The organism is Atlantibacter subterraneus, from assembly GCF_007570865.1.
GTDB classification, from domain to species: domain Bacteria; phylum Pseudomonadota; class Gammaproteobacteria; order Enterobacterales; family Enterobacteriaceae; genus Atlantibacter; species Atlantibacter subterraneus.
The window spans coordinates 381,806-401,557 of the sequence record NZ_VLPS01000005.1; the positions used below are offsets into that span (position 1 = coordinate 381,806).

Consider the following 19,752-nt stretch of genomic DNA (forward strand, 5'->3'; position numbering starts at 1 on the left):
GTGCTTTACTCAGCGCTGACCGAATAACGAATAATCCCCGCCGCTTTATTCACCGGCAGTTGCAGCACGTTGCGCCACAGATCCTGAGTGATGTTGCACACCACGCCCTCTTTCCCCGCCGCTTTCTGCGGTTCGTTCATTAACGTGATATCCTGGCCATACTGTTGCACCAGCTTCTGAACGATGGGCTGGACTTCCTGCATCGCCTGCTGGCGCTCCTGCGGGGTGACCTGATGCTTATTCGGGCCATACGCGGCGCGCATCATTTCGGCATCCACATCCAGACGGTGTTGGGTAACGTCAGCCGGCAGCATTCTGGCGGCGTTAATGCCCCCTTTCACCGCCGGGAACAGGAAGCGGAAACAGGCGTCGTCGCTCTGCTTTTGGATCAGGGCGGTCTGCTGCATGTTGGCCTGCATAAACGCGACGACGTTGGCATCCGGCGCGGTTTGCAGACGCGCCATCTGGATAGCGAGGATTTGCGGCTGGATCGCGTCGATGACATTCTGCTCTGACTCACCCGCTTTCTGCATCGCCAGCGCCTGCTCGCGAATGCGGCTCCAGGCTTCCGGCTCCTGCTCGCGAATGATTTGGTACAGCGGCAACCGCTCCATCGCGGCGTCAAACTTCTCACTTTCCGTCATCTGCTGCGTAACGCTATCGCGCGGGATCAGGTACTTCACGTCGATGATGTTCCACACCACGATAGCAAGCAGCGCGATAATCACGGCGCTGGTTTTGCCGATCCAGCCCTTTTTACGAAATACGCCGACCACGATGGCAATAACCGCGCCGATATAGCCTGCAAGAATAACGTGTGTCCAGTTCATAATTTTCCCTGAGATATGCAAAGGCTTCTTTTTACCAGGCTGAGCGGATTTGTCACCCTCTCAGGCGAATACCTGCCAATTTTAGGAGAGTTAAACCGGAACGCCGCTATGGAAACGAAACTCCGCGTCGGGCGACTGGATCAGCCCGGCTTCCACTTCGCCTAAATAACGCACGCGGGGCGCGATATCGTCTGGCGAGATTTGCTGCGCCAGAGCCAGATAATCCTGGTAATGGCGCGCTTCAGAGCGCAGCAGGGAGAGATAGAACTTTTGTAACTCATCGTCGAGATACGGGGCCAGCGCGGCAAAACGTTCGCAGGAACGCGCCTCGATGTAGGCTCCGCAGATCAGCTTGTCGATCAGCATTGCAGGTTCATGGGTGCGAATAGCGCGCAACAGCCCCTTGGCATAGCGGCTGGCGGTGATTTTCACATACGGGATGTCACGCGCGGTCATCACCTCCCGCACCTGCCAGAAATGGTGCAGCTCCTCTTTGATCAACAGCACCATGCTGTCGATCAGCGCCTGGCCCCAGGGATCGTCGGTTTTCGGCATCTCGCTTTTGCTGACGCGCTTTTGCAGCGCCACGAAATCCACCTCCGGGCCGTTATAAAACGCGAAGGTTTCATAGGGCCTGAGCCACTCGAGCAGCATGTCTGAGCCGGATTTGTCCGCCACGTATTTACGGATCAGCAGCATCGCGGTCTGCGCGGCTTTGAGTTCGCAAATCATATGGTCGGTTAGTAACAGCGGTAGATTTTCTGGCCGTCTGGCTTTTTGCAGCCAGGCATCCGGGGTGGTGCAGTGGAGGAATTGATGGACCGGTTCGAGTAGTGCAGAGGTGTTCATTCGCTATCCTTCAGGGCGGCAGCCAGAGGCCGCCGCCGCGCGATATTAGTGACGGACGCCGTCGTCGTCATCATCCATGTATTCGTCATCGTCGCCGTCTTCACCCTCTTCACCGTTCGGATCTTCGAAGTAGGTGCCCCAACCGTCATATTCGACATCGAATTTTTCAGCCAGGTCCAGCAGCTGCGCTACCTGCGCGTCAATCAGCTCGGCGTTGAGCGCGCATTCGCTCAGCACATCGCAGCAGATCACGGTTTCGCCTTCGTCCAGTTCCAGCTCTTCCGGGTCGGTGACTTCATAACCCATTTTGAAGGCTTCAACCGCGGCTTTTTCGAGCGTTTCAAAATCATCTGCCGAGAGGTGATGTTCGATGGTGTACAGCGCATCCGGATCGCTGCCGTCCTCAAGCAACTCTTCAATGATAAGACGCGTTTCTTCGCGTTGTTCTTCCAGTAGTTCCGGGTTTGCCATGGCTCGTTCCTCAATGTGTTGGCAGATAGTTACTATTTTCACATACCCCAGTGATTGCCTCCACCTTTCCGGCAAAAGTTTTATTTTTCGGGGTTGCAAATGCATATTCATACATATAAATTGAATTTTAATTCAATAAGTGGCATCAGCCAGGTGAGGGAACTATGTCGGCTTTATATCAAAAACACTTTCTGAAATTATTAGATTTTACCCCTGCACAGATAAACGCATTGCTCGATCTTGCCGCAACGCTAAAAAGCGATAAAAAGAATGGCAAAGAAGTTCAAAAGCTTACTGGTAAAAACATCGCGCTCATCTTCGAAAAAGACTCAACCCGTACACGATGCTCTTTCGAAGTTGCCGCTTACGACCAGGGCGCTCGCGTCACTTATCTCGGCCCGAGCGGCAGTCAGATTGGGCATAAAGAATCAATTAAAGATACCGCCCGGGTGCTGGGCCGGATGTATGACGGCATCCAGTATCGCGGCCACGGTCAGGAAGTTGTGGAAACCCTGGCGCAGTACGCTGGCGTCCCGGTGTGGAACGGCCTGACCAACGAATTCCATCCGACCCAGCTGCTGGCGGATTTACTGACCATGCGCGAGCATCTGCCAGGTAAATCTTTTAGCGAGATGACGCTGGTTTATACGGGAGACGCGCGCAACAACATGGGCAACTCCATGCTGGAAGCCGCCGCGCTCACCGGGCTGGATCTGCGCCTGGTGGCTCCAAAAGCCTGCTGGCCGGACGCGGCGCTGGTGGAAGAGTGCAAAGCCATGGCGGCGCAAACCGGCGGCAAAATCACCCTCACCGAAGACATTGCGGCAGGCGTGAAGGGCGCAGACTTTATCTACACCGACGTGTGGGTGTCCATGGGCGAAGCCAAAGAGAAATGGGCCGAGCGCATCGCGCTGCTGCGTGATTACCAGGTGAATAGCCAGATGATGGCGCTGACCGGCAATCCGCAGGTCAAATTCCTGCACTGTTTACCGGCGTTTCACGATGAAGAAACTACCGTTGGCAAGCAGATGGCGGAGCAGTACGGGATGCACGGCGGCATCGAGGTCACTAACGAGGTGTTTGAATCGCCGAGCAGCATTGTGTTCGACCAGGCGGAAAATCGCATGCACACCATCAAAGCGGTGATGGTGGCGACTTTAGCCCAATAAAAAAGCGGCCCGGTTCAGGGCCGCTATTCTTTGCAGGGCGGATTAGGCAACCAGCATTTTCACCACGACTTTACGCACTTTGGCATTCTCGCCCACGGCGCACAGCGGTTTGTGAACTTCGCCCGGATAGAACACCACAAAATCCCCTTCCTGCATCACCACGGTTTTCTCCTGGCCGCCTTCCGGCAGGAAGGCGATATCTTTATCTGCCAGCCAGTCGGTATCCGGCTCGCCCGCAGGCAGGCAGCTGAAGGTCATCCCTTCTACGCCGCGCATAACAATCTGGATATCCAGATAGCGGGCGTGATATTCCGCGCGGCGCTCGGCCAGCGGCTGAGTTTCATCTTCAGAAACCAGGAAGAACAGGTTGTTGCCGTCGATGTCGTGCTTGCCCAGCGTCGTTTCCGGGGTAACGTGCTGTTTGATATGTTCAATCGCCTGACGCAGTTCAGCAGGCAGCCAGGATTGCAGATGGTGGATGTTGCCAATAATCACGGGAAGCTCCTTATATTTACCCTAAATAATTCGAGTTGCAGGAAGGCGGCGACGCAGCGAATCCCCGGGAGCTTACATAAGTAAGTGACCGGGGTGAGCGAGGAAAGCCAACGCACCTGCAACTTGAAGTATGACGGGTATAAAACAATGTTTCATTTTTACGAGTTATACGAGGAAATGCCCTGTGCTACCACCGCTTTGTGGCAAAAATCTGCTTTAGCGCATATTTATTGGCGCATAAGCTTGCAGGTTTTCACGATCTCTTTATGGCAACAGGCCCTTTTTGATTAAATCAGCCTCTTCTTTTTATTCACTATTACTGATTAGCTATGCAGCGCAACCGCTTCCTAATGTAAATATGTGCATTCTCCGCTTGCTATGCGATCGCGGCTGAGTATAATCCGGGACAATTTGCCGGGAGGAAGCATGGTTCTGCGAGTTCGACAAGATGTCCTGACACAACGCCTTAACGCTGGCGTCGCAGTCCCGTTTTTCTTTCCGTTATCCAATGAAAAAACCCCTCAATGAGGGGTTTTTTTTTGCCCGGCGTTTGCCCGCCGTTCGAAAAAGGAGAGAGACATGGCTAATCCGCTCTATCAAAAACATATTATTTCCATCAACGATCTGGACCGTGAAGAGCTGGAGTTGGTGCTGGCGACCGCTGCGCGCCTGAAGGCGAATCCACAGCCGGAGCTGTTGAAGCATAAAGTGGTCGCCAGCTGCTTTTTTGAAGCCTCAACCCGCACCCGTCTCTCGTTTGAAACGTCGATTCACCGCCTGGGCGCGTCGGTGGTTGGCTTCTCGGATAGCAGCAACACCTCGCTGGGCAAAAAAGGCGAAACCCTGGCAGACACCATTTCGGTGATCAGCACCTACGTGGATGCGATTGTGATGCGCCATCCGCAGGAAGGCGCGGCGCGCCTCGCCACCGAATTTTCCGGCGGCATCCCGGTATTGAACGCTGGTGACGGTGCTAACCAGCATCCAACCCAGACGCTGCTCGATCTGTTCACCATCCAGGAAACCCAGGGGCGGCTGGAGAACTTAAACATCGCCATGGTGGGCGATCTGAAATATGGCCGCACGGTGCACTCGCTGGCCCAGGCGCTGGCGAAGTTCAACGGCAACCACTTTTACTTTATCGCCCCGGAAGCGCTGGCCATGCCGCAGTACATCCTCGATATGCTGGATGAGAAAGGTATTGCCTGGAGCCTGCATGACGCTATCGACGACGTGGTGCGCGACGTGGACATCCTGTATATGACCCGCGTGCAGAAAGAGCGTCTCGACCCGTCGGAATACGCCAACGTGAAAGCGCAGTTTATCCTGCGCGCCGCCGACCTCAACGGCGCGCGCAGCAATATGAAAGTTCTGCACCCGCTGCCGCGTATTGATGAGATCACCACCGACGTGGATAAAACCCCGCACGCCTGGTACTTCCAGCAGGCCGGAAACGGCATTTTTGCTCGCCAGGCCCTGCTGGCGCTGGTTCTCAATCGCGATTTCGCGCTGTAAGAAGGAGATGAACATGACTCACGATAATAAACTCCAGGTAGAAGCCATCAGCCGTGGCACCGTCATCGACCATATCCCGGCGCAGGTGGGCTTTAAGCTTCTTACGCTGTTCAAGCTGACCGAGACCGATCAGCGCATCACTATCGGCCTGAACCTGCCGTCCGGCGAAATGGGCCGCAAAGACCTGATTAAAATTGAAAATACCTTCCTGACCGACGAGCAGGTTAACCAGCTGGCGCTGTACGCGCCTGAGGCTACCGTTAACCGTATCGATAATTATGAAGTGGTGGGCAAGAGCCGCCCGAGCCTGCCGGAGCGCATTGAGAAAGTGCTGGTCTGCCCGAACAGTAACTGTATCAGCCGTGCCGAGCCGGTGGCGTCCAGCTTTAGCGTCAAAAAACGCGCTGAGGATATCGCGCTGAAGTGCAAATACTGCGAGAAAGAGTTTTCGCATCACGTGGTGCTGGCAGACGGCTAACGCGCCGATCGACAATAACAGCCCTGTACCTTCAGGGTTGCCGGGGTATACTGTGCCCTCTTACCGCTGACAATTTCAGGAGAAACTATGTCCCGCACTATCGCGACGGAAAATGCACCCGCAGCTATCGGCCCTTATGTTCAGGGCGTAGACCTTGGCAGTATGATCATCACATCCGGGCAGATCCCGGTGGACCCGAAAACCGGCGCGGTTTCCGATGATGTCTCTGCGCAAGCGCGTCAGTCTCTGGAAAACGTGAAAGCCATTGTTGAAGCCGCTGGCCTTAAAGTAGGCGACATCGTGAAAACTACCGTTTTCGTGAAAGATCTCAACGATTTCGCCACCGTTAATGCGACTTATGAAGCGTTCTTCACCGAGCATAACGCTATCTTCCCGGCACGTTCCTGTGTGGAAGTCGCCCGTCTGCCGAAAGACGTGAAGATCGAGATTGAAGCGATTGCGGTTCGTCGCTGATTTTTCAGCAGGTTGAGCCATGCCGTTCAGGTAACCGTATAGCGGTTTTCTGACAACTTACCTGCCCTCGGCCTTAATGGCCGGGGGCGTTTTGTTTATGAACGCTGGTGTGCCAGCATTGTCATCAGCTCCATCGGCGAGCGATGCTGGGCAATCAGATCGCGCATGACGCGCATGTGAGGAGCGCTATGGGTGAAGAAATCCCGATAACCATCGCATAGCGCGCTTTTGCCGCTACCGTCCCGGTGCTTCGGGCAGTCGCCGTGGCACAATCGCAAGACCGGGCAACGTTTGCACGTCTCCACCAACGACTGCATTTTATACTGGCCGAAGCTAAAGGCTGCGCTGCTGGTATTCATCTCGCCGAGGGTCGTGGTGTGAATGTTGCCCAGACGAAACGCCGGGTAGACGTAGTGATCGCACTGGTAGAGATCGCCGTTGGCCTCAAGCGCGAAGGCGTGCCCACAGGTTTCGCTCAGTGAGCACATCTGCGACGCAAAACCACTCCAGACGCCGAGAGTGGAGTCAAAAAGCTGAATAAACACCCGCCCGATGTCCTCCCGCACCCAGATATCAAACACACTGCACAGAAAGTTGCCCCATGCCTTCGGGTCCACGGAGTGTTCATCGGGATGCTGATGCTCATCCAGCTCCATCAGAGGAATAAACTGTAAATGCGCGGTGCCGAGGGCGCGCAGATAGCGGTACATGCGCTTTGGGTACTGGCTATTATGGCTGTTTACCACCACCAGCAAATTAAATTCCACCTCGCAGGCCCGCAGCATACCGATGGCGCGCAGAACTTTATGATGAGTGGGATTGCCGGTGCGGCTGATGCGCAAAGAGTCATGCAGATCCGCCGGCCCGTCCAGCGATATGCCCACCAGCCAACCGTTATCATGAAAAAACTGGCACCACTCTTCGTTGAGCAGAATACCGTTGGTCTGAAAGGCGTTGCGGATGTGCTTTCCATTGGCGTAGCGGTGCTGCAAAGCCGCCACCCGGCGAAAAAAATCGAGCCCACACAGCGTTGGCTCCCCGCCCTGCCAGGCGAACTGTACCTCGTGGCCCGGCTGGGCGTCGATGTGCTGCACGATGAATCGCTCAAGGGTCGCGTCATCCATGGTAGGCTGCTGGGTTTTGTCGAGATAAAAGCAGTAACGACAGCGCAGGTTACAGCGCGAACTGGCCGGTTTGGCCATGACGTGACATCCTGTCATAAGGCTCCTTGCAAAAACAAAAAGAGTTGTCTCAGGTGGTTTACAGCAAACGACAACGCGAGCAACAGCACTGCGAGGGCGATCAAAAATTTGTCACGTAATGCGCCTGGCGCGTCAAAATCCCCTTTCGAGACGTCCATCAGATTGCGTTGCAGCGTATAACGCCACAGGATAAATGCCACCATCATTAGCACCACCAGCGACAGCCAGAAGGGCTCGCCCGCAAGAAATTCGTTGTGCCTGATGGCCAGCGCCAGCAGCGCCCCGTAGCCCAACAGAGTGCGAAACCAGGCGAGCGACGTGCGCTCAGGTTGTAGCCCCGGGTCGCTTTCCCGCCGCGCGCGACGGCTATCCGGCATAGCGCACCATCGCCATCACCACGGCGGCCACTCCCATCAGAATGCTGCTGATAAGAAGCAATCCACGCGTGTAGGGCAGATCCTGCTTCAGCCGCATCGCCTTTTCGTTATTGAGCCAGCGTAGATAGCCGTAAACCGCCAGCCCGCCGGCGAACAGGCACAGCAGCAATGCCAGTACTTCGCGAACAACCGGGGTAGCGAAGCCCGGGGCCAGCTGATCGAGGCCAACGCCCGCCGCCAGAAAACCCAGCGCAGTGCGGATCCATGCCAGGAACGTGCGTTCGTTGGCCAGCGAAAAGCGGTAGTCCGGTGCTTCCCCAAGGCGTGATAGCTTCATGGTGACTCCTTATGATGCATAGCCCCTCGCCCGCACGTGGGTCCGGCGAGGGGGCTTTATCAGAACTTCTGCTTTTTCTCTTCGACTTTTACACCCTGCGTCGGCAGGCCGGTATCGTAATCGCGCACCACCGGGGAATAACCATCCTCCGGACGCGGGCGGAACGCCCCCATCCAACGCGGCTTCGCCTCTTTGCGCCATGGGCGCAGGCTCCACTGGTAAGTGCGGAACGGATCGCGAATTTTATCCATGTAATCGAGCAAATCGTCGTGCATCTGGTTGCGAATCGCTTCATGCGCCGGGCTGTCGATCAGGTTATGCAACTCATCGGGATCGTCGTGCCGGTCGTACAGTTCATCGCTGGTAAAAAGGTTGAGAACCAGCTTCCAGCGATCCGTCACCAGGCAACGCACCGGAATGAAACCGCCAAAGCTGTCATGCTCAATTTCATAGCGGTTAAACTCCACCATCACGCCCCGCGCCGGATCCGCCTCAAGGATATTTTCGCCCGGCAAAATATCCGGTTGATGAATGCCCGCCAGCGCCATCATGGTGGGCAGCAGATCGATATGGCTTACCGGGGTGTCGACCTGCGCAGGCTCGCCGTGGGGCGGGCGCAGAATCAGCGGGATGCGGGTGATATCGTCATACATCGCCGCGCCTTTGCTGATCAGCCGGTGAGCGCCCATCATCTCGCCATGATCGGAGGTATAGATGACCCAGGTGTTCTCCCGCTGCGCCGGCGTCAGGGCGTCAACCACCCGGCCAATTTGATCGTCAACGAAGTCGTTACAGGCGAAGTACATCGGATGGTGGTAGCGGTTGTCGTCGCCCACCGGCGACGGCATCGCCTGCGCCCACAGGCGGTGGTGCTCCGGTTTGCCCGCCAGCGTGTCGCGGCCTTTTTCGCCAAGGTCGTAATAAAAATCTTCGTACTTCTCCAGATACTCCACCGGACAGGTGAAAGGATGATGCGGCTCATCATAGGAGACCACCATCAGAAACGGTTCGTCGTCGCGCTGCGGCTGGGCGAGGAAATCGATCGCCCGGTTGCTGATGCGGTGCGCCCAGGTAAAGGTTTCGTCAATCTGGTGCGCCTGAAGATCCTCCACGCTATTGAGCCCGTTGCGCCAGAGGCCTATCTGCTCATCCGTCAGCTCGGCAAGGTAGTTCGCGCCGTCAAACCAGTAGTCGGCATCCCACTCCGGCGGACAGATGCCGGTACCGAAATAGTCGTGGCCGTCCAGGTGCCATTTACCGATATAACAGGTGTGGTAGCCCGCATCCTGAAAATAGCGGCCCATGGTGGAGATGTTTTTTCCCGGCGCGACGTTGTTGGTCCACGGCCCGGACTGATTCGCATAGATACCGGTAAACAGCCCCGCGCGGGCTGGCGTACAGACCGGTGAGCAGGTATAGGCCGCGTTGAAGCGGATGCCCTCCTCCGCCAGCCGGTCAATGTTTTGGGTATTTAACGGTTTACCGCTGTAACAGCCCACCATATTGGTGGCCTGGGTGTCGGTCATGATGAACAGAAAGTTTGGACGCGTCATGATTTTTCCTTCAGATCGGTGGCCAGAACGGCGGGTGCGGAGCGACGGTGCCGCCAGCTGCTGTAAACCAGGTAGACCAGAACGGCGGCAACGATGAGATAGCTCAAAATAGTCAGCCAGTGGGTGTTGTAGCCGCCAAAGTGGGCGAGTCCGGAGTAAACGCCTATCATCGCAAACAGGATCCCCACCGACGCGACGCGGGCATTCCGCCAGGGGGTCATGTCTACTGCAAACGCGTCGTGGAAGGTGAACGGCGTAGCGCGCGGCTTGATGAAACCTATCACCAGCATGACCACCACGTTGATGCAGAAGGTACAGGCGAGCACGTAGAGGAAGTGAATATCAAACTTCACCAGATAATTGATGGTGATGTAGCTGCATATGCCAAGGAACATCGCCACCTTGGCCGCCAGCGCCGGAATGCGCGGGAAGAAAAAGCCCATGATGATGATCGTCACCAGCGGCACGTTGTAAATACCGTTGAGCTGCTTCATCCAGCTATAGAGGCCCTGCGGCGCATTGGCAATCCACGGCGCGACAAGAATAGAGATCAGCGCAATAAACAATCCGAACCGGCGTCCAACGCACACCAGCCGCTCCGGCTCGGCGTTTTCGTTAAGAATGCGGCGATAGATACCCATGCTGAATAGCGTGATGGCACTGTTGAGAAAACCGTTGAACGTGCTTATCACCGCGCCGAACAGCACTGCGCCGAAGAAGCCGACCAGCGGCAGAGGCATCACCTTATTAACCAACGCCGGATACGCCATGTCTGCGCTCGGGAGATCCTGGAAGAGGTGAAAGGCGATAAGCCCCGGCAGCACCAGAATGAGCGGATCGAGCATTTTCAGCACCGCTGTCAGAAGCGCCCCCTTCTGCCCTTCCGCCAGGCTGCGTGAGGCCAGAGTGCGCTGCACAATACCCTGATTGGTGCACCAGTAGAAGGTATTCACCAGGATAAGACCGGTGAAAGCCGCGCCAATCGGCAGTGGATCGCTGCTACTGCCGATGGAGTTGAGCTTCTCGGCATGCACAGTGGTCAGACGCTCCAGCCCCTGCAAAAAGCTGCCGCCGCCCATCATGATCAGCCCAAATACCGGCACCATCAGGCCACCAATCACCAGGCCGATGCCGTTAATCGAGTCGGCGATAGCCAATGCCCGCATTCCGCCTACCACGGCGTAAAGAATGCCGGAAAATCCCAGCAGAATAACCAGCAGCCAGATGGCGGCTCCCTGCGAAAGGCCAAGGGCGTCGCCAATATGGAACAAGCTGTTGAGTGCCAGCGCGCCGGAGTAAAGCACGATCGGCAGAAAGCAGATGCCGGTGGCGATGAGAAAGCAGAAGTCGATGATAATACGGGTGGTTTTGTCGTAGCGTTCCTCGAGAAAATCCGGGATGGTGGCGATACCACGCTGAAGGTAGCGGGGGAGAAAAATCAGCGCCAGGAAGATAAGCGTTACCGCCGAAGTGACTTCCCAGCCCATCACCGACATGCCGCTGCGGTACGCCTGTCCGGACAGCCCCACCAGTTGCTCGGTGGAGAGGTTGGTGAGCATCAGCGACGCCGCGATAACCGGCGCTTTCAGCGAACGCCCGGCCAGAAAATAGCCCTGCTGGGAAGCCGTATCCTGCTTACGGACTTTCCACCAGGTAATGACAGCAACCAGTAGGGTAAATGCTATAAAGCTCACAATCTGTTGAATGTTCATCTTGCAGCCCTTAACGATTTATTATGCCAGGGTTATGATCCCCATTATCTTGCGGGCTGATAATTGATTGCGGGTGAAATAAAATGAATGGAAAAAGTGATGTTTCGAATGTAAAAAACGAAACCACCTACAATATTCCGCTGGTTATTGAAGAAAATGTGATCTCCAGCGGAATTTCATTAATATCGCTGTGGCACACCCTGGCCGATGAAAGTTATCAGGTGATCTGGCCAAGAGATAAGAAAAAGCCGTTAATTCCCAACTCCTGGGTGGCAATCTACACCCTGCAAGGCTGCGGCAAACTGTTGCTAAAGAATGGGCAGGAAATAACGCTGAACGGCAACTGCATCATTTTTCTTAAGCCAATGGATATTCAGTCTTATTATTGTGCCGGTCTGCTGTGGGAACAATACTGGATGGAGTTTATTCCCACCAGCGTCATGGAAATTCCGATATTGCAGACCGGAATAATTTATAACGGAGAAATATTTAATCAGGAACTTTCCGAAGTTGCCTTAATGATTACCGAGCGAGAGCCATTAAAAAACAATCTGGCGGTCGCCTTCTTAACCAAAATGATATACCAGTGGATATGCCTTATTTCCGAGAATGGCAAAAAAGACGCGTTACTGATTCAGATTGAAAAATTACTGTCGGTATTACACAGCGACTTACAGAAAAACTGGAGTGTGGCTGAGATGGCGCTGAAAATGCAGTGCAGCGAACAGTATCTGCGGCGTCTTTTTCTGCGCTACACCGGCAAAACGCCGAAAGAGTACTATCTCGACGCCCGGCTCGATCTTGCCCACTCGCTGCTGAAGCAGGAGGGGCAGACCGTTGGGAAAGTCGCGGATATGCTGAATTTTTTTGATGCCTTTCACTTCAGTAAGGCATTTAAACGCCGGTTCAACGTGTCGCCATCCGCCATCATGAAGTGAACGGCGTTAATTTTTGTTATTACTGCCACCCATACCGGCGGACATAAAACCCTTTCACCAGCTGCGTCAGCGTCATATATCCCAACAAAATCCCCGCCAGCCACGGGAAGTAGCTCAACGGTAGCGCCTGAAGTTGCAGATACGGTGCCAGCGGCGAGAACGGCAACGCGATACCCACCACCATGATAATCAGCGTCATCACCAGTAGCGGCCAGGCGGCGCGGCTCTGGATAAACGGCACCCGACGGGTACGGATCATATGCACGATTAAGGTCTGGGACAGCAGGCCCACCACAAACCAGCCGGACTGGAACAGGGTTTGCGCTTCCGGCACGTTGGCCTGGAACACCCACCACATTACGCAGAACGTCAGGATATCGAAGATAGAGCTGATCGGCCCGAAGAAGATCATAAAGCGACCAAGATCTGCCGGATTCCAGCGCTGCGGTTTCTCGATCTGATCGTCATCGACATTATCAAACGGGATCGCCACCTGAGACACATCGTACAGCAGGTTCTGGATCAGTAAGTGGATCGGCAGCATCGGCAGGAACGGCAGGAAGGCGCTCGCGACCAGCACGCTGAATACGTTACCGAAGTTAGAGCTGGCGGTCATTTTGATGTACTTGAGCATGTTGGCGAAGGTGCGACGCCCTTCGATCACGCCCTCTTCCAGCACCATCAGGCTCTTTTCCAGCAGGATGATATCCGCCGCTTCGCGCGCAATATCCACCGCGCCGTCCACCGAGATGCCGATGTCCGCCGCCCGCAGCGCGGGCGCGTCGTTAATGCCGTCACCCATAAAGCCCACCACGTGTCCTTCCGCGCGCAGTAGCCGCACGATGCGCTCTTTATGCAGCGGCGTCAGGCGGGCAAACAGCGTGGTGCGTAACGCCAGCTGCGCCAGCTCGGCATCGTTTAACGCTTCGATTTCGCTGCCGACCACCGGTCGGCCCGGATTTAGCCCCACTTCATGACACACTTTGGCGGCCACCAGCTCGCTGTCGCCGGTCAGGATCTTCACGGTGATCCCGCTCTCTTTCAGCGCTTTTAGCGCCGGTGCGGTGGTTTCCTTCGGCGGATCGAGGAACGCAATGTAGCCTTCGAGGATCAGATCCGATTCATCCACCCGGCCATAGTCCTCGCTTCTGGCAGGCAGCGCTTTACTGGCGACGGCCACTACGCGCAGCCCCTGGCGGTTCAGGTTATCGGTGACTTTGCGGATGCGTTGCAGCATGGTGTCGCACAGCGGCACGATCTCCTCGCCGTGGCGCACCAGCGTGCAGACGTCGAGGATCTCCTGTAGCGCGCCTTTGCAGATCACAAGATGGGCGTCGTCGTTTTCCGCTACCACCACCGACATACGGCGGCGATCGAAATCAAACGGGATTTCATCCACTTTGCGCCAGCGCGCCGACAGCTCCAGCGCTTCCGGTGCATCCACGCCTTCCAGCACCGCGGTATCCAGCAGGTTTTTCAGCCCGGTTTGATAATGGCTGTTGAGCCACGCGCTGCGCAGCACCCGCTGGCTGACGCGGCCAAACACGTCGGTATGGTTCTCCAGGGCGATTTTGTCCTGGGTAAGCGTCCCGGTTTTATCGGTGCACAGGATATCCATGGCACCGAAGTTCTGAATCGCGTCCAGATGCTTAACGATCACCTTTTGTTTTGACAGCTTCACCGCGCCGCGCGCCAGGGTAGAGGTGACAATCATCGGCAGCATTTCCGGGGTTAAGCCCACCGCCACCGACAGCGCGAACAGCGCCGCTTCCCACCAGTCGCCTTTGGTGAAGCCGTTAATCATCAGCACTATCGGCACCATCACCAGCATAAAGCGGATCAGCAACATACTGACGCGGCTGATGCCCTGCTGGAAGGCGTTCGGCTCGCTCTCCTGCTGGTTCACGCGCCCGGCCAGTTGCCCGAACCAGGTGTTGCCGCCGGTGGCGATTACCATCGCCTGGGCGGTGCCGCTAACCACGGTGGTACCCATAAAGCACAGGTTGTCGCACTCAAGCGGGTTTTTCTGATCGGGATCGCGGGTCTGAGCCTGTTTTTCCACCGGCAGGGATTCGCCGGTCAATGACGCCTGGGCGATAAACAGATCCCGCGCTTTGATGATCCGCAGATCGGCGGGGATCATATCGCCCGCAGCCAGCTTGACGATATCTCCCGGCACCAGCTGGTCGATGGGCAATTCCACCCACTGGCATTCGCCCTTGTCATTCACTACCCGAAGCACGGTGGCGGTGTTGCTGACCATGGCTTTCAGCGCGTCCGCCGCTTTGGTGGAGCGCGCTTCCTGAATGAAGTTCAGCAGCGTCGAGATGCCCACCATCAGCGCGATAATCCCCGCGCCGAACAGGTCGTCTTCGGTGGCGTAGGACAGAATGCCCAGCGCCGTCAGCAACAGGTTGAACGGGTTGCGATAGCAGTTCCACAGATGTAAATACCAGGGCGCAGGGCGCTGCGCCGGGATCTGGTTCGGCCCAAATTGCTCGCGTGCATCCTCCACCTCCCGGGAGTTTAACCCTTCCGGATGGCTGGAATAAACGCGCCACAGCTCGGTTTCGCTCATGCGCGACACTGCCAGGCACTGCTCGGTTAAGGTCGCGGGCGGGGTTTCCTGACGCCATACGTTGCCTTCCGGCAGCGGGTCGCGCTGCACCAGACGGCGCGGAAGATGACGGTTCAGCTGCGCGAGCAGCTGCCGGGTGAAGTTTTTAAACAGCATAAAAAAGTCCCTCTACGCCTCAGTCCTGAGGCGCTGCTGGGCTGCCGGCACGGCAAAGCCGCCTGGCAGGCACAAATTTTTGCAGGGACGACGTTGCGCCACTGCCTTACGCATCCGGTAAAGCAGCAGCTAAAAAGCGAGCTTTACCGGAACAGAGTTCCCGTTAAGGGAAGCGGGGTGGGATCGGGATCCATGGAGCCTCCGGTAAAATCAAAAGATACGTGCGTGTTTAATCCACACGGTGAATGTTGAGCGCCGTCACTATAGCGCCTGTGACATAAACCAAACGTAAACCAGATTTTGCTCATTGTGCCGCGGTTGGTTAGCATTAAGGTCATTTGTCTACTTTCTCTAACCATAACAGGCAACAGGGATGCAAAACCGGCTGACCATTAAAGACATTGCGCGCTTAAGCGGCGTGGGCAAATCCACCGTATCGCGCGTGCTGAATAATGAGAGCGGCGTCAGCGAGCGCACCCGCGAGCGCGTCGAGGCGGTGATGCGCCAGCAGGGGTTTTCCCCTTCCCGCTCCGCGCGCGCCATGCGCGGCCAGAGCGATAAAGTGGTGGCGATCATCGTCACCCGTCTGGATTCCCTGTCTGAAAACCTCGCCGTCCAGACCATGCTCCCCTGCCTGTATGAGCAGGGCTACGACCCGATCATGATGGAAAGCCAGTTCTCACCGGCGCGGGTGGAAGAGCATCTGCGCATTCTGCGCCAGCGCAATATCGACGGGGTGATCCTGTTTGGATTTACCGGCATTGATGAAGCGCTGCTTGCGCCGTGGCGTTCAATGCTGGTGCTGATGGCGCGGGACGCGGCGGGGTTCACCTCGGTGTGTTACGACGATGAAGGCGCGATCCAGATATTGATGCAGCGTTTATATCAGCAGGGCCACCGCCATATCAGCTATCTCGGCGTACCGCACAGCGATGTCACCACCGGGATGCGCCGCCATCACGCCTATCTGGCTTTTTGCGACGCCCATCATCTCACGCCCCACGCCGTGTTGCCGGGCCTGGCGATGAAACAGGGCTACGAACGCGTGGCCGACGTGCTGCATGACGACACTACCGCGCTGGTGTGCGCCACGGATACCCTGGCTATCGGCGCAAGCAAGTTTTTACAGCAGCATCACGCGAAGCCCATCCAGCTTGCCAGCGTCGGCAACACGCCGCTGCTGAAGTTCCTGCACCCGGAGATCATCACCGTCGATCCCGGTTATGCCGAAGCCGGACGTCAGGCCGCATTACAGCTGATCGCCCAGATCAACCAGAGCAGCGATCCCCAGCAGATCGTCATCCCCTCTTCGCTGATCTAAACCGCCAGATCGTCGATTTTGTGTGATCGCGGCTTCGTTTCGGGAACGTTCCCATTTTCCCGAAACTCAACAATGTTTACCCTTGCCATCAGTTCTTACCGTTTCCGTTTCCCTGCACCATGAGGCTCCATGATGAGCAAAGTTAAACAACAGGAAATCGATCGTCTGATCGAATTAGTGGGTGGCCGCGACAATATCGCCACGGTGACTCACTGCATTACCCGCCTGCGCTTTGTGCTGAACAATCCGGCAAAAGCCGATCCCAAAACCATTGAAACCCTGCCGATGGTAAAAGGCTGTTTCACCAACGCCGGGCAGTTCCAGGTGGTGATCGGCACCAACGTCGGGGATTACTACCAGGCGCTGATCGCCACCAGCGGTCACAGTTCGGCGAATAAAGAGCAGGCCAAACAGGCGGCGCGCGCCAATATGAAATGGCACGAACAGTTGATCTCGCATTTTGCGGAGATCTTCTTCCCGCTGCTGCCCGCGCTGATCAGCGGCGGTTTGATCCTCGGCTTTCGTAATGTGATTGGCGATGTGCCGATGAGCAATGGCCAGACCCTGGCGCAAATGCATCCGTCGCTGCAAGCCATCTATGACTTCCTGTGGCTGATCGGCGAAGCGATCTTCTTCTATCTGCCGGTGGGGATTTGCTGGTCGGCGGTGCGCAAAATGGGCGGTACGCCGATCCTCGGGATTGTGCTCGGCGTGACCCTGGTCTCTCCGCAATTGATGAACGCCTATCTGTTGGGTACCCAGGTGCCGGAAGTGTGGAACTTCGGGCTGTTTACCATCGCCAAAGTTGGCTATCAGGCCCAGGTGATCCCGGCTCTGCTGGCGGGCCTGGCGCTCGGGTTTATCGAAACCCGCCTGAAACGCATCGTACCCGATTATCTATACTTGGTTGTCGTGCCGGTGTGTTCGCTGATTCTGGCGGTGTTCCTGGCCCACGCATTCATCGGCCCGTTTGGCCGCATGATTGGCGACGGTGTCGCCTGGGCGGTGCGTCACCTGATGACCGGCAGTTTCGCCCCGATTGGCGCGGCGCTGTTTGGCTTCCTGTATGCGCCGCTGGTGATCACCGGGGTCCACCAGACTACGCTGGCTATTGATATGCAGATGATCCAGAGCCTCGGCGGTACGCCGGTCTGGCCGCTGATTGCGCTGTCCAACATCGCCCAGGCGTCTGCGGTGGTGGGCATTATTATCGTCAGCCGGAAACACAATGAGCGGGAGATTTCGGTCCCGGCGGCGATTTCAGCCTTTCTCGGCGTGACGGAACCCGCCATGTACGGGATCAACCTGAAATACCGCTTCCCGATGCTGTGCGCCATGATCGGCTCCGGCCTGGCCGGGCTACTGTGCGGGTTAAGCGGCGTAATGGCCAACGGTATCGGCGTCGGCGGCCTGCCGGGCATCCTGTCGATTCAGCCGCGCTACTGGGAAGTGTTTAGCCTGGCGATGCTGATCGCCATCGTCATCCCCATTGTTCTGACCACGGTGCTTTACCGTCGCAAATTTCGTCAGGGCACATTGTTAGTCGTGTAATTCAGGTTCCGGGTTCTTTCAACTTAAGCAGGTAAGGTTATGACAGCGACGCCTCCCTGGTGGCAACACGGGGTTATTTATCAAATTTATCCAAAGAGCTTTCAGGACACCACTGGCAGCGGCACCGGCGATTTAGCCGGTGTCACCCGGCGGCTCGACTATCTGAAAACCCTCGGCGTGGACGCCATCTGGCTGACGCCGTTCTATATCTCGCCCCAGGTGGACAACGGGTATGACGTGGCGAACTACACCGCCATCGATCCGACCTACGGCACCCTGGATGATTTTGACCGGCTGGTGGCCGAAGCCCACGATCGGGGCATTCGCATTATTCTCGATATGGTGTTTAACCATACATCGACCCAGCATGACTGGTTTCACCAGGCGGTTAAGCCGCAAAGCCCGTATCGCCAGTTTTATATCTGGCGCGACGGCACGCCGGATGTGTGCCCCACCAACTGGCGCTCGAAGTTTGGCGGCAGCGCCTGGCGCTGGCATGCGGAAAGCGGCCAGTACTATCTGCATCTGTTCGCGCCGGAGCAGGCGGATCTCAACTGGGAAAACCCGCAGGTGCGCGCCGAGTTAAAAAAAGTGTGCGAGTTCTGGGCCGATCGCGGCGTGGATGGTTTGCGGCTCGATGTGATAAACCTGGTCTCCAAATCTCAGGATTTCACCGACGATGTGGACGGCGGCGACGGACGCTGCTTTTATACCGACGGCCCGCGCATCCACGAATTCTTGCAGGAGTTCAGCCGGGATGTGTTTATCCCGCGCGGCCTGATGACCGTGGGCGAGATGTCCTCTACCACCCTGGCGCACTGCCAGCAATACGCCGCGCTGGATGGCGGCGAGCTGTCGATGACCTTTAACTTTCATCACCTGAAAGTGGACTACCCCGGCGGGCTAAAATGGACGCTGGCGGCCCCGGACTATGTGGCGCTAAAGGCCATTTTCCGCCACTGGCAGCAGGGGATGCACAACATCGCCTGGAACGCGCTGTTCTGGTGCAACCACGATCAGCCGCGCATCGTGTCGCGCTTCGGCGATGAAGGCGAACTGCGCGTCCCGGCGGCGAAAATGCTGGCGATGGTGCTGCACGGGATGCAGGGTACGCCCTATATCTACCAGGGCGAAGAACTGGGGATGACCAACCCGCATTTTGCGCGCATCACCGATTATCGCGATGTGGAAAGCCACAATATGTTCGCCGAGCTGCGCGCTCAGGGGCGCAAACCCGAAGAGCTGCTGGCAATCCTCGCGGCAAAATCGCGCGATAACAGCCGCACGCCGATGCAGTGGGACTCCAGCGAAAATGCGGGCTTTACCCACGGCAAACCGTGGATTGGCCTGTGCGATAACTTCGATACCATCAACGCCGAACGCGCGCAGGCGGACCCGGATTCGGTATTCCATGCCTATCGCGAGTTGATTCGCCTGCGGAAAGCATGGCCGATATTCACCTGGGGCAACTATCACGATTTACTGCCGGATCACCCTTATTTATGGTGCTACCGCCGTGAATGGCAGGGCCAGCAGTTGATAGTGGTGGCGAACCTGAGCCGGGAAAATCAATGGTGGATGCCGGAAAAAGCCGACGGTAACTGGGAAGTGCTGATGAGCAACTATCCGGACGCCAGCCTCACGCCCACGGAAACCACCCTGCGCCCGTTTGAAGCCGTATACTGGATTCAGAAATAGTCTCAGCGACCGGAACTCTCCCGTTCCGGTCATTTTTTATGCGTTTCC

Annotated in this window: 19 protein-coding genes; 9 read left to right on the top strand and 10 right to left on the bottom strand. The window is 56.6% G+C overall.

Annotated elements, in window-relative coordinates; genetic code table 11:
- Nucleotides 1-5 precede the first annotated feature (5 nt).
- The 3 genes from FND52_RS11555 to rraB form a co-directional block, all read right to left on the bottom strand.
- A complete protein-coding gene (locus FND52_RS11555) occupies nucleotides 6-830 on the bottom strand; it encodes a topoisomerase II (RefSeq protein WP_144130934.1) in 825 nt (274 codons plus the stop codon).
- 90 nt (nucleotides 831-920) lie between these two features.
- Nucleotides 921-1,679, bottom strand: coding sequence for a tRNA isopentenyl-2-thiomethyl-A-37 hydroxylase MiaE (gene miaE / locus FND52_RS11560; protein WP_125293038.1), 759 nt, complete (start codon nucleotides 1,677-1,679; stop codon nucleotides 921-923).
- 45 nt (nucleotides 1,680-1,724) lie between these two features.
- Nucleotides 1,725-2,150 (bottom strand): ribonuclease E inhibitor RraB, encoded by a 426-nt coding sequence (gene rraB / locus FND52_RS11565; RefSeq protein ID WP_125293037.1) that lies wholly within the window; start codon nucleotides 2,148-2,150, stop codon nucleotides 1,725-1,727.
- A gap of 99 nt (nucleotides 2,151-2,249) precedes the next feature.
- On the opposite strand from rraB, the gene argL reads away from it, so the two are divergent.
- The gene (gene argL / locus FND52_RS22110) at nucleotides 2,250-2,345 is read left to right on the top strand and encodes a putative translational regulatory protein ArgL (protein WP_244290567.1); all 96 of its coding nucleotides are present in this window, start codon (nucleotides 2,250-2,252) and stop codon (nucleotides 2,343-2,345) included.
- Nucleotides 2,315-3,319: an ornithine carbamoyltransferase gene (gene argF / locus FND52_RS11570; protein ID WP_144130936.1), complete on the top strand. Its 1,005-nt coding sequence runs from the start codon at nucleotides 2,315-2,317 to the stop codon at nucleotides 3,317-3,319. Before argL ends, argF begins: the two co-directional genes overlap by 31 nt.
- A gap of 42 nt (nucleotides 3,320-3,361) precedes the next feature.
- Here argF and FND52_RS11575 read toward each other — a convergent pair whose 3' ends face one another.
- The gene (locus tag FND52_RS11575; RefSeq protein ID WP_144130938.1) at nucleotides 3,362-3,814 is read right to left on the bottom strand and encodes a NanQ anomerase/TabA/YiaL family protein; all 453 of its coding nucleotides are present in this window, start codon (nucleotides 3,812-3,814) and stop codon (nucleotides 3,362-3,364) included.
- 579 nt (nucleotides 3,815-4,393) lie between these two features.
- On the opposite strand from FND52_RS11575, the gene pyrB reads away from it, so the two are divergent.
- From pyrB to ridA, 3 genes are all read left to right on the top strand, one after another.
- Nucleotides 4,394-5,329 (top strand): aspartate carbamoyltransferase, encoded by a 936-nt coding sequence (pyrB, locus tag FND52_RS11585; RefSeq protein WP_125293034.1) that lies wholly within the window; start codon nucleotides 4,394-4,396, stop codon nucleotides 5,327-5,329.
- A 13-nt stretch (nucleotides 5,330-5,342) separates the two neighbouring features.
- Nucleotides 5,343-5,807: an aspartate carbamoyltransferase regulatory subunit gene (gene pyrI, locus FND52_RS11590; RefSeq protein ID WP_125293033.1), complete on the top strand. Its 465-nt coding sequence runs from the start codon at nucleotides 5,343-5,345 to the stop codon at nucleotides 5,805-5,807.
- 87 nt (nucleotides 5,808-5,894) lie between these two features.
- Complete coding sequence (gene ridA, locus FND52_RS11595) at nucleotides 5,895-6,281, top strand: 2-iminobutanoate/2-iminopropanoate deaminase (protein WP_144130940.1); 387 nt, start codon at nucleotides 5,895-5,897, stop codon at nucleotides 6,279-6,281.
- 95 nt (nucleotides 6,282-6,376) lie between these two features.
- Here the strand turns inward: ridA and FND52_RS11600 are convergent, their stop codons facing one another.
- The 5 genes from FND52_RS11600 to FND52_RS11620 are packed head-to-tail and all read right to left on the bottom strand — an operon-like array spanning nucleotide 6,377 to nucleotide 11,462.
- Nucleotides 6,377-7,501, bottom strand: coding sequence for an anaerobic sulfatase maturase (locus FND52_RS11600; RefSeq protein ID WP_167509350.1), 1,125 nt, complete (start codon nucleotides 7,499-7,501; stop codon nucleotides 6,377-6,379).
- The gene (locus tag FND52_RS11605; protein WP_144130944.1) at nucleotides 7,498-7,860 is read right to left on the bottom strand and encodes a DUF202 domain-containing protein; all 363 of its coding nucleotides are present in this window, start codon (nucleotides 7,858-7,860) and stop codon (nucleotides 7,498-7,500) included. Before FND52_RS11605 ends, FND52_RS11600 begins: the two co-directional genes overlap by 4 nt.
- Nucleotides 7,850-8,197 (bottom strand): YidH family protein, encoded by a 348-nt coding sequence (locus FND52_RS11610; protein ID WP_144130946.1) that lies wholly within the window; start codon nucleotides 8,195-8,197, stop codon nucleotides 7,850-7,852. The genes FND52_RS11605 and FND52_RS11610 overlap by 11 nt, the downstream gene beginning before the upstream one ends.
- Before the next feature lie 59 nt (nucleotides 8,198-8,256).
- Nucleotides 8,257-9,750: a sulfatase-like hydrolase/transferase gene (locus FND52_RS11615; RefSeq protein WP_144130948.1), complete on the bottom strand. Its 1,494-nt coding sequence runs from the start codon at nucleotides 9,748-9,750 to the stop codon at nucleotides 8,257-8,259.
- A complete protein-coding gene (locus tag FND52_RS11620; protein ID WP_144130950.1) occupies nucleotides 9,747-11,462 on the bottom strand; it encodes a solute:sodium symporter family transporter in 1,716 nt (571 codons plus the stop codon). Before FND52_RS11620 ends, FND52_RS11615 begins: the two co-directional genes overlap by 4 nt.
- Before the next feature lie 83 nt (nucleotides 11,463-11,545).
- Here FND52_RS11620 and FND52_RS11625 point away from each other — a divergent pair, with 83 nt between their 5' ends.
- The gene (locus FND52_RS11625) at nucleotides 11,546-12,400 is read left to right on the top strand and encodes a helix-turn-helix transcriptional regulator (protein WP_125293026.1); all 855 of its coding nucleotides are present in this window, start codon (nucleotides 11,546-11,548) and stop codon (nucleotides 12,398-12,400) included.
- Between the two features lie 19 nt (nucleotides 12,401-12,419).
- Here the strand turns inward: FND52_RS11625 and mgtA are convergent, their stop codons facing one another.
- The gene (gene mgtA, locus FND52_RS11630; RefSeq protein WP_425277906.1) at nucleotides 12,420-15,131 is read right to left on the bottom strand and encodes a magnesium-translocating P-type ATPase; all 2,712 of its coding nucleotides are present in this window, start codon (nucleotides 15,129-15,131) and stop codon (nucleotides 12,420-12,422) included.
- Nucleotides 15,132-15,507: 376 nt separating this feature from the next.
- Here mgtA and treR point away from each other — a divergent pair, with 376 nt between their 5' ends.
- From treR to treC, 3 genes are all read left to right on the top strand, one after another.
- A complete protein-coding gene (gene treR / locus FND52_RS11635) occupies nucleotides 15,508-16,455 on the top strand; it encodes a trehalose operon repressor TreR (protein WP_125293024.1) in 948 nt (315 codons plus the stop codon).
- Between the two features lie 132 nt (nucleotides 16,456-16,587).
- Nucleotides 16,588-18,006, top strand: coding sequence for a PTS trehalose transporter subunit IIBC (gene treB, locus FND52_RS11640; RefSeq protein ID WP_167509352.1), 1,419 nt, complete (start codon nucleotides 16,588-16,590; stop codon nucleotides 18,004-18,006).
- 39 nt (nucleotides 18,007-18,045) lie between these two features.
- Complete coding sequence (gene treC / locus FND52_RS11645) at nucleotides 18,046-19,704, top strand: alpha,alpha-phosphotrehalase (RefSeq protein ID WP_144130956.1); 1,659 nt, start codon at nucleotides 18,046-18,048, stop codon at nucleotides 19,702-19,704.
- Nucleotides 19,705-19,752: the final 48 nt, after the last annotated feature.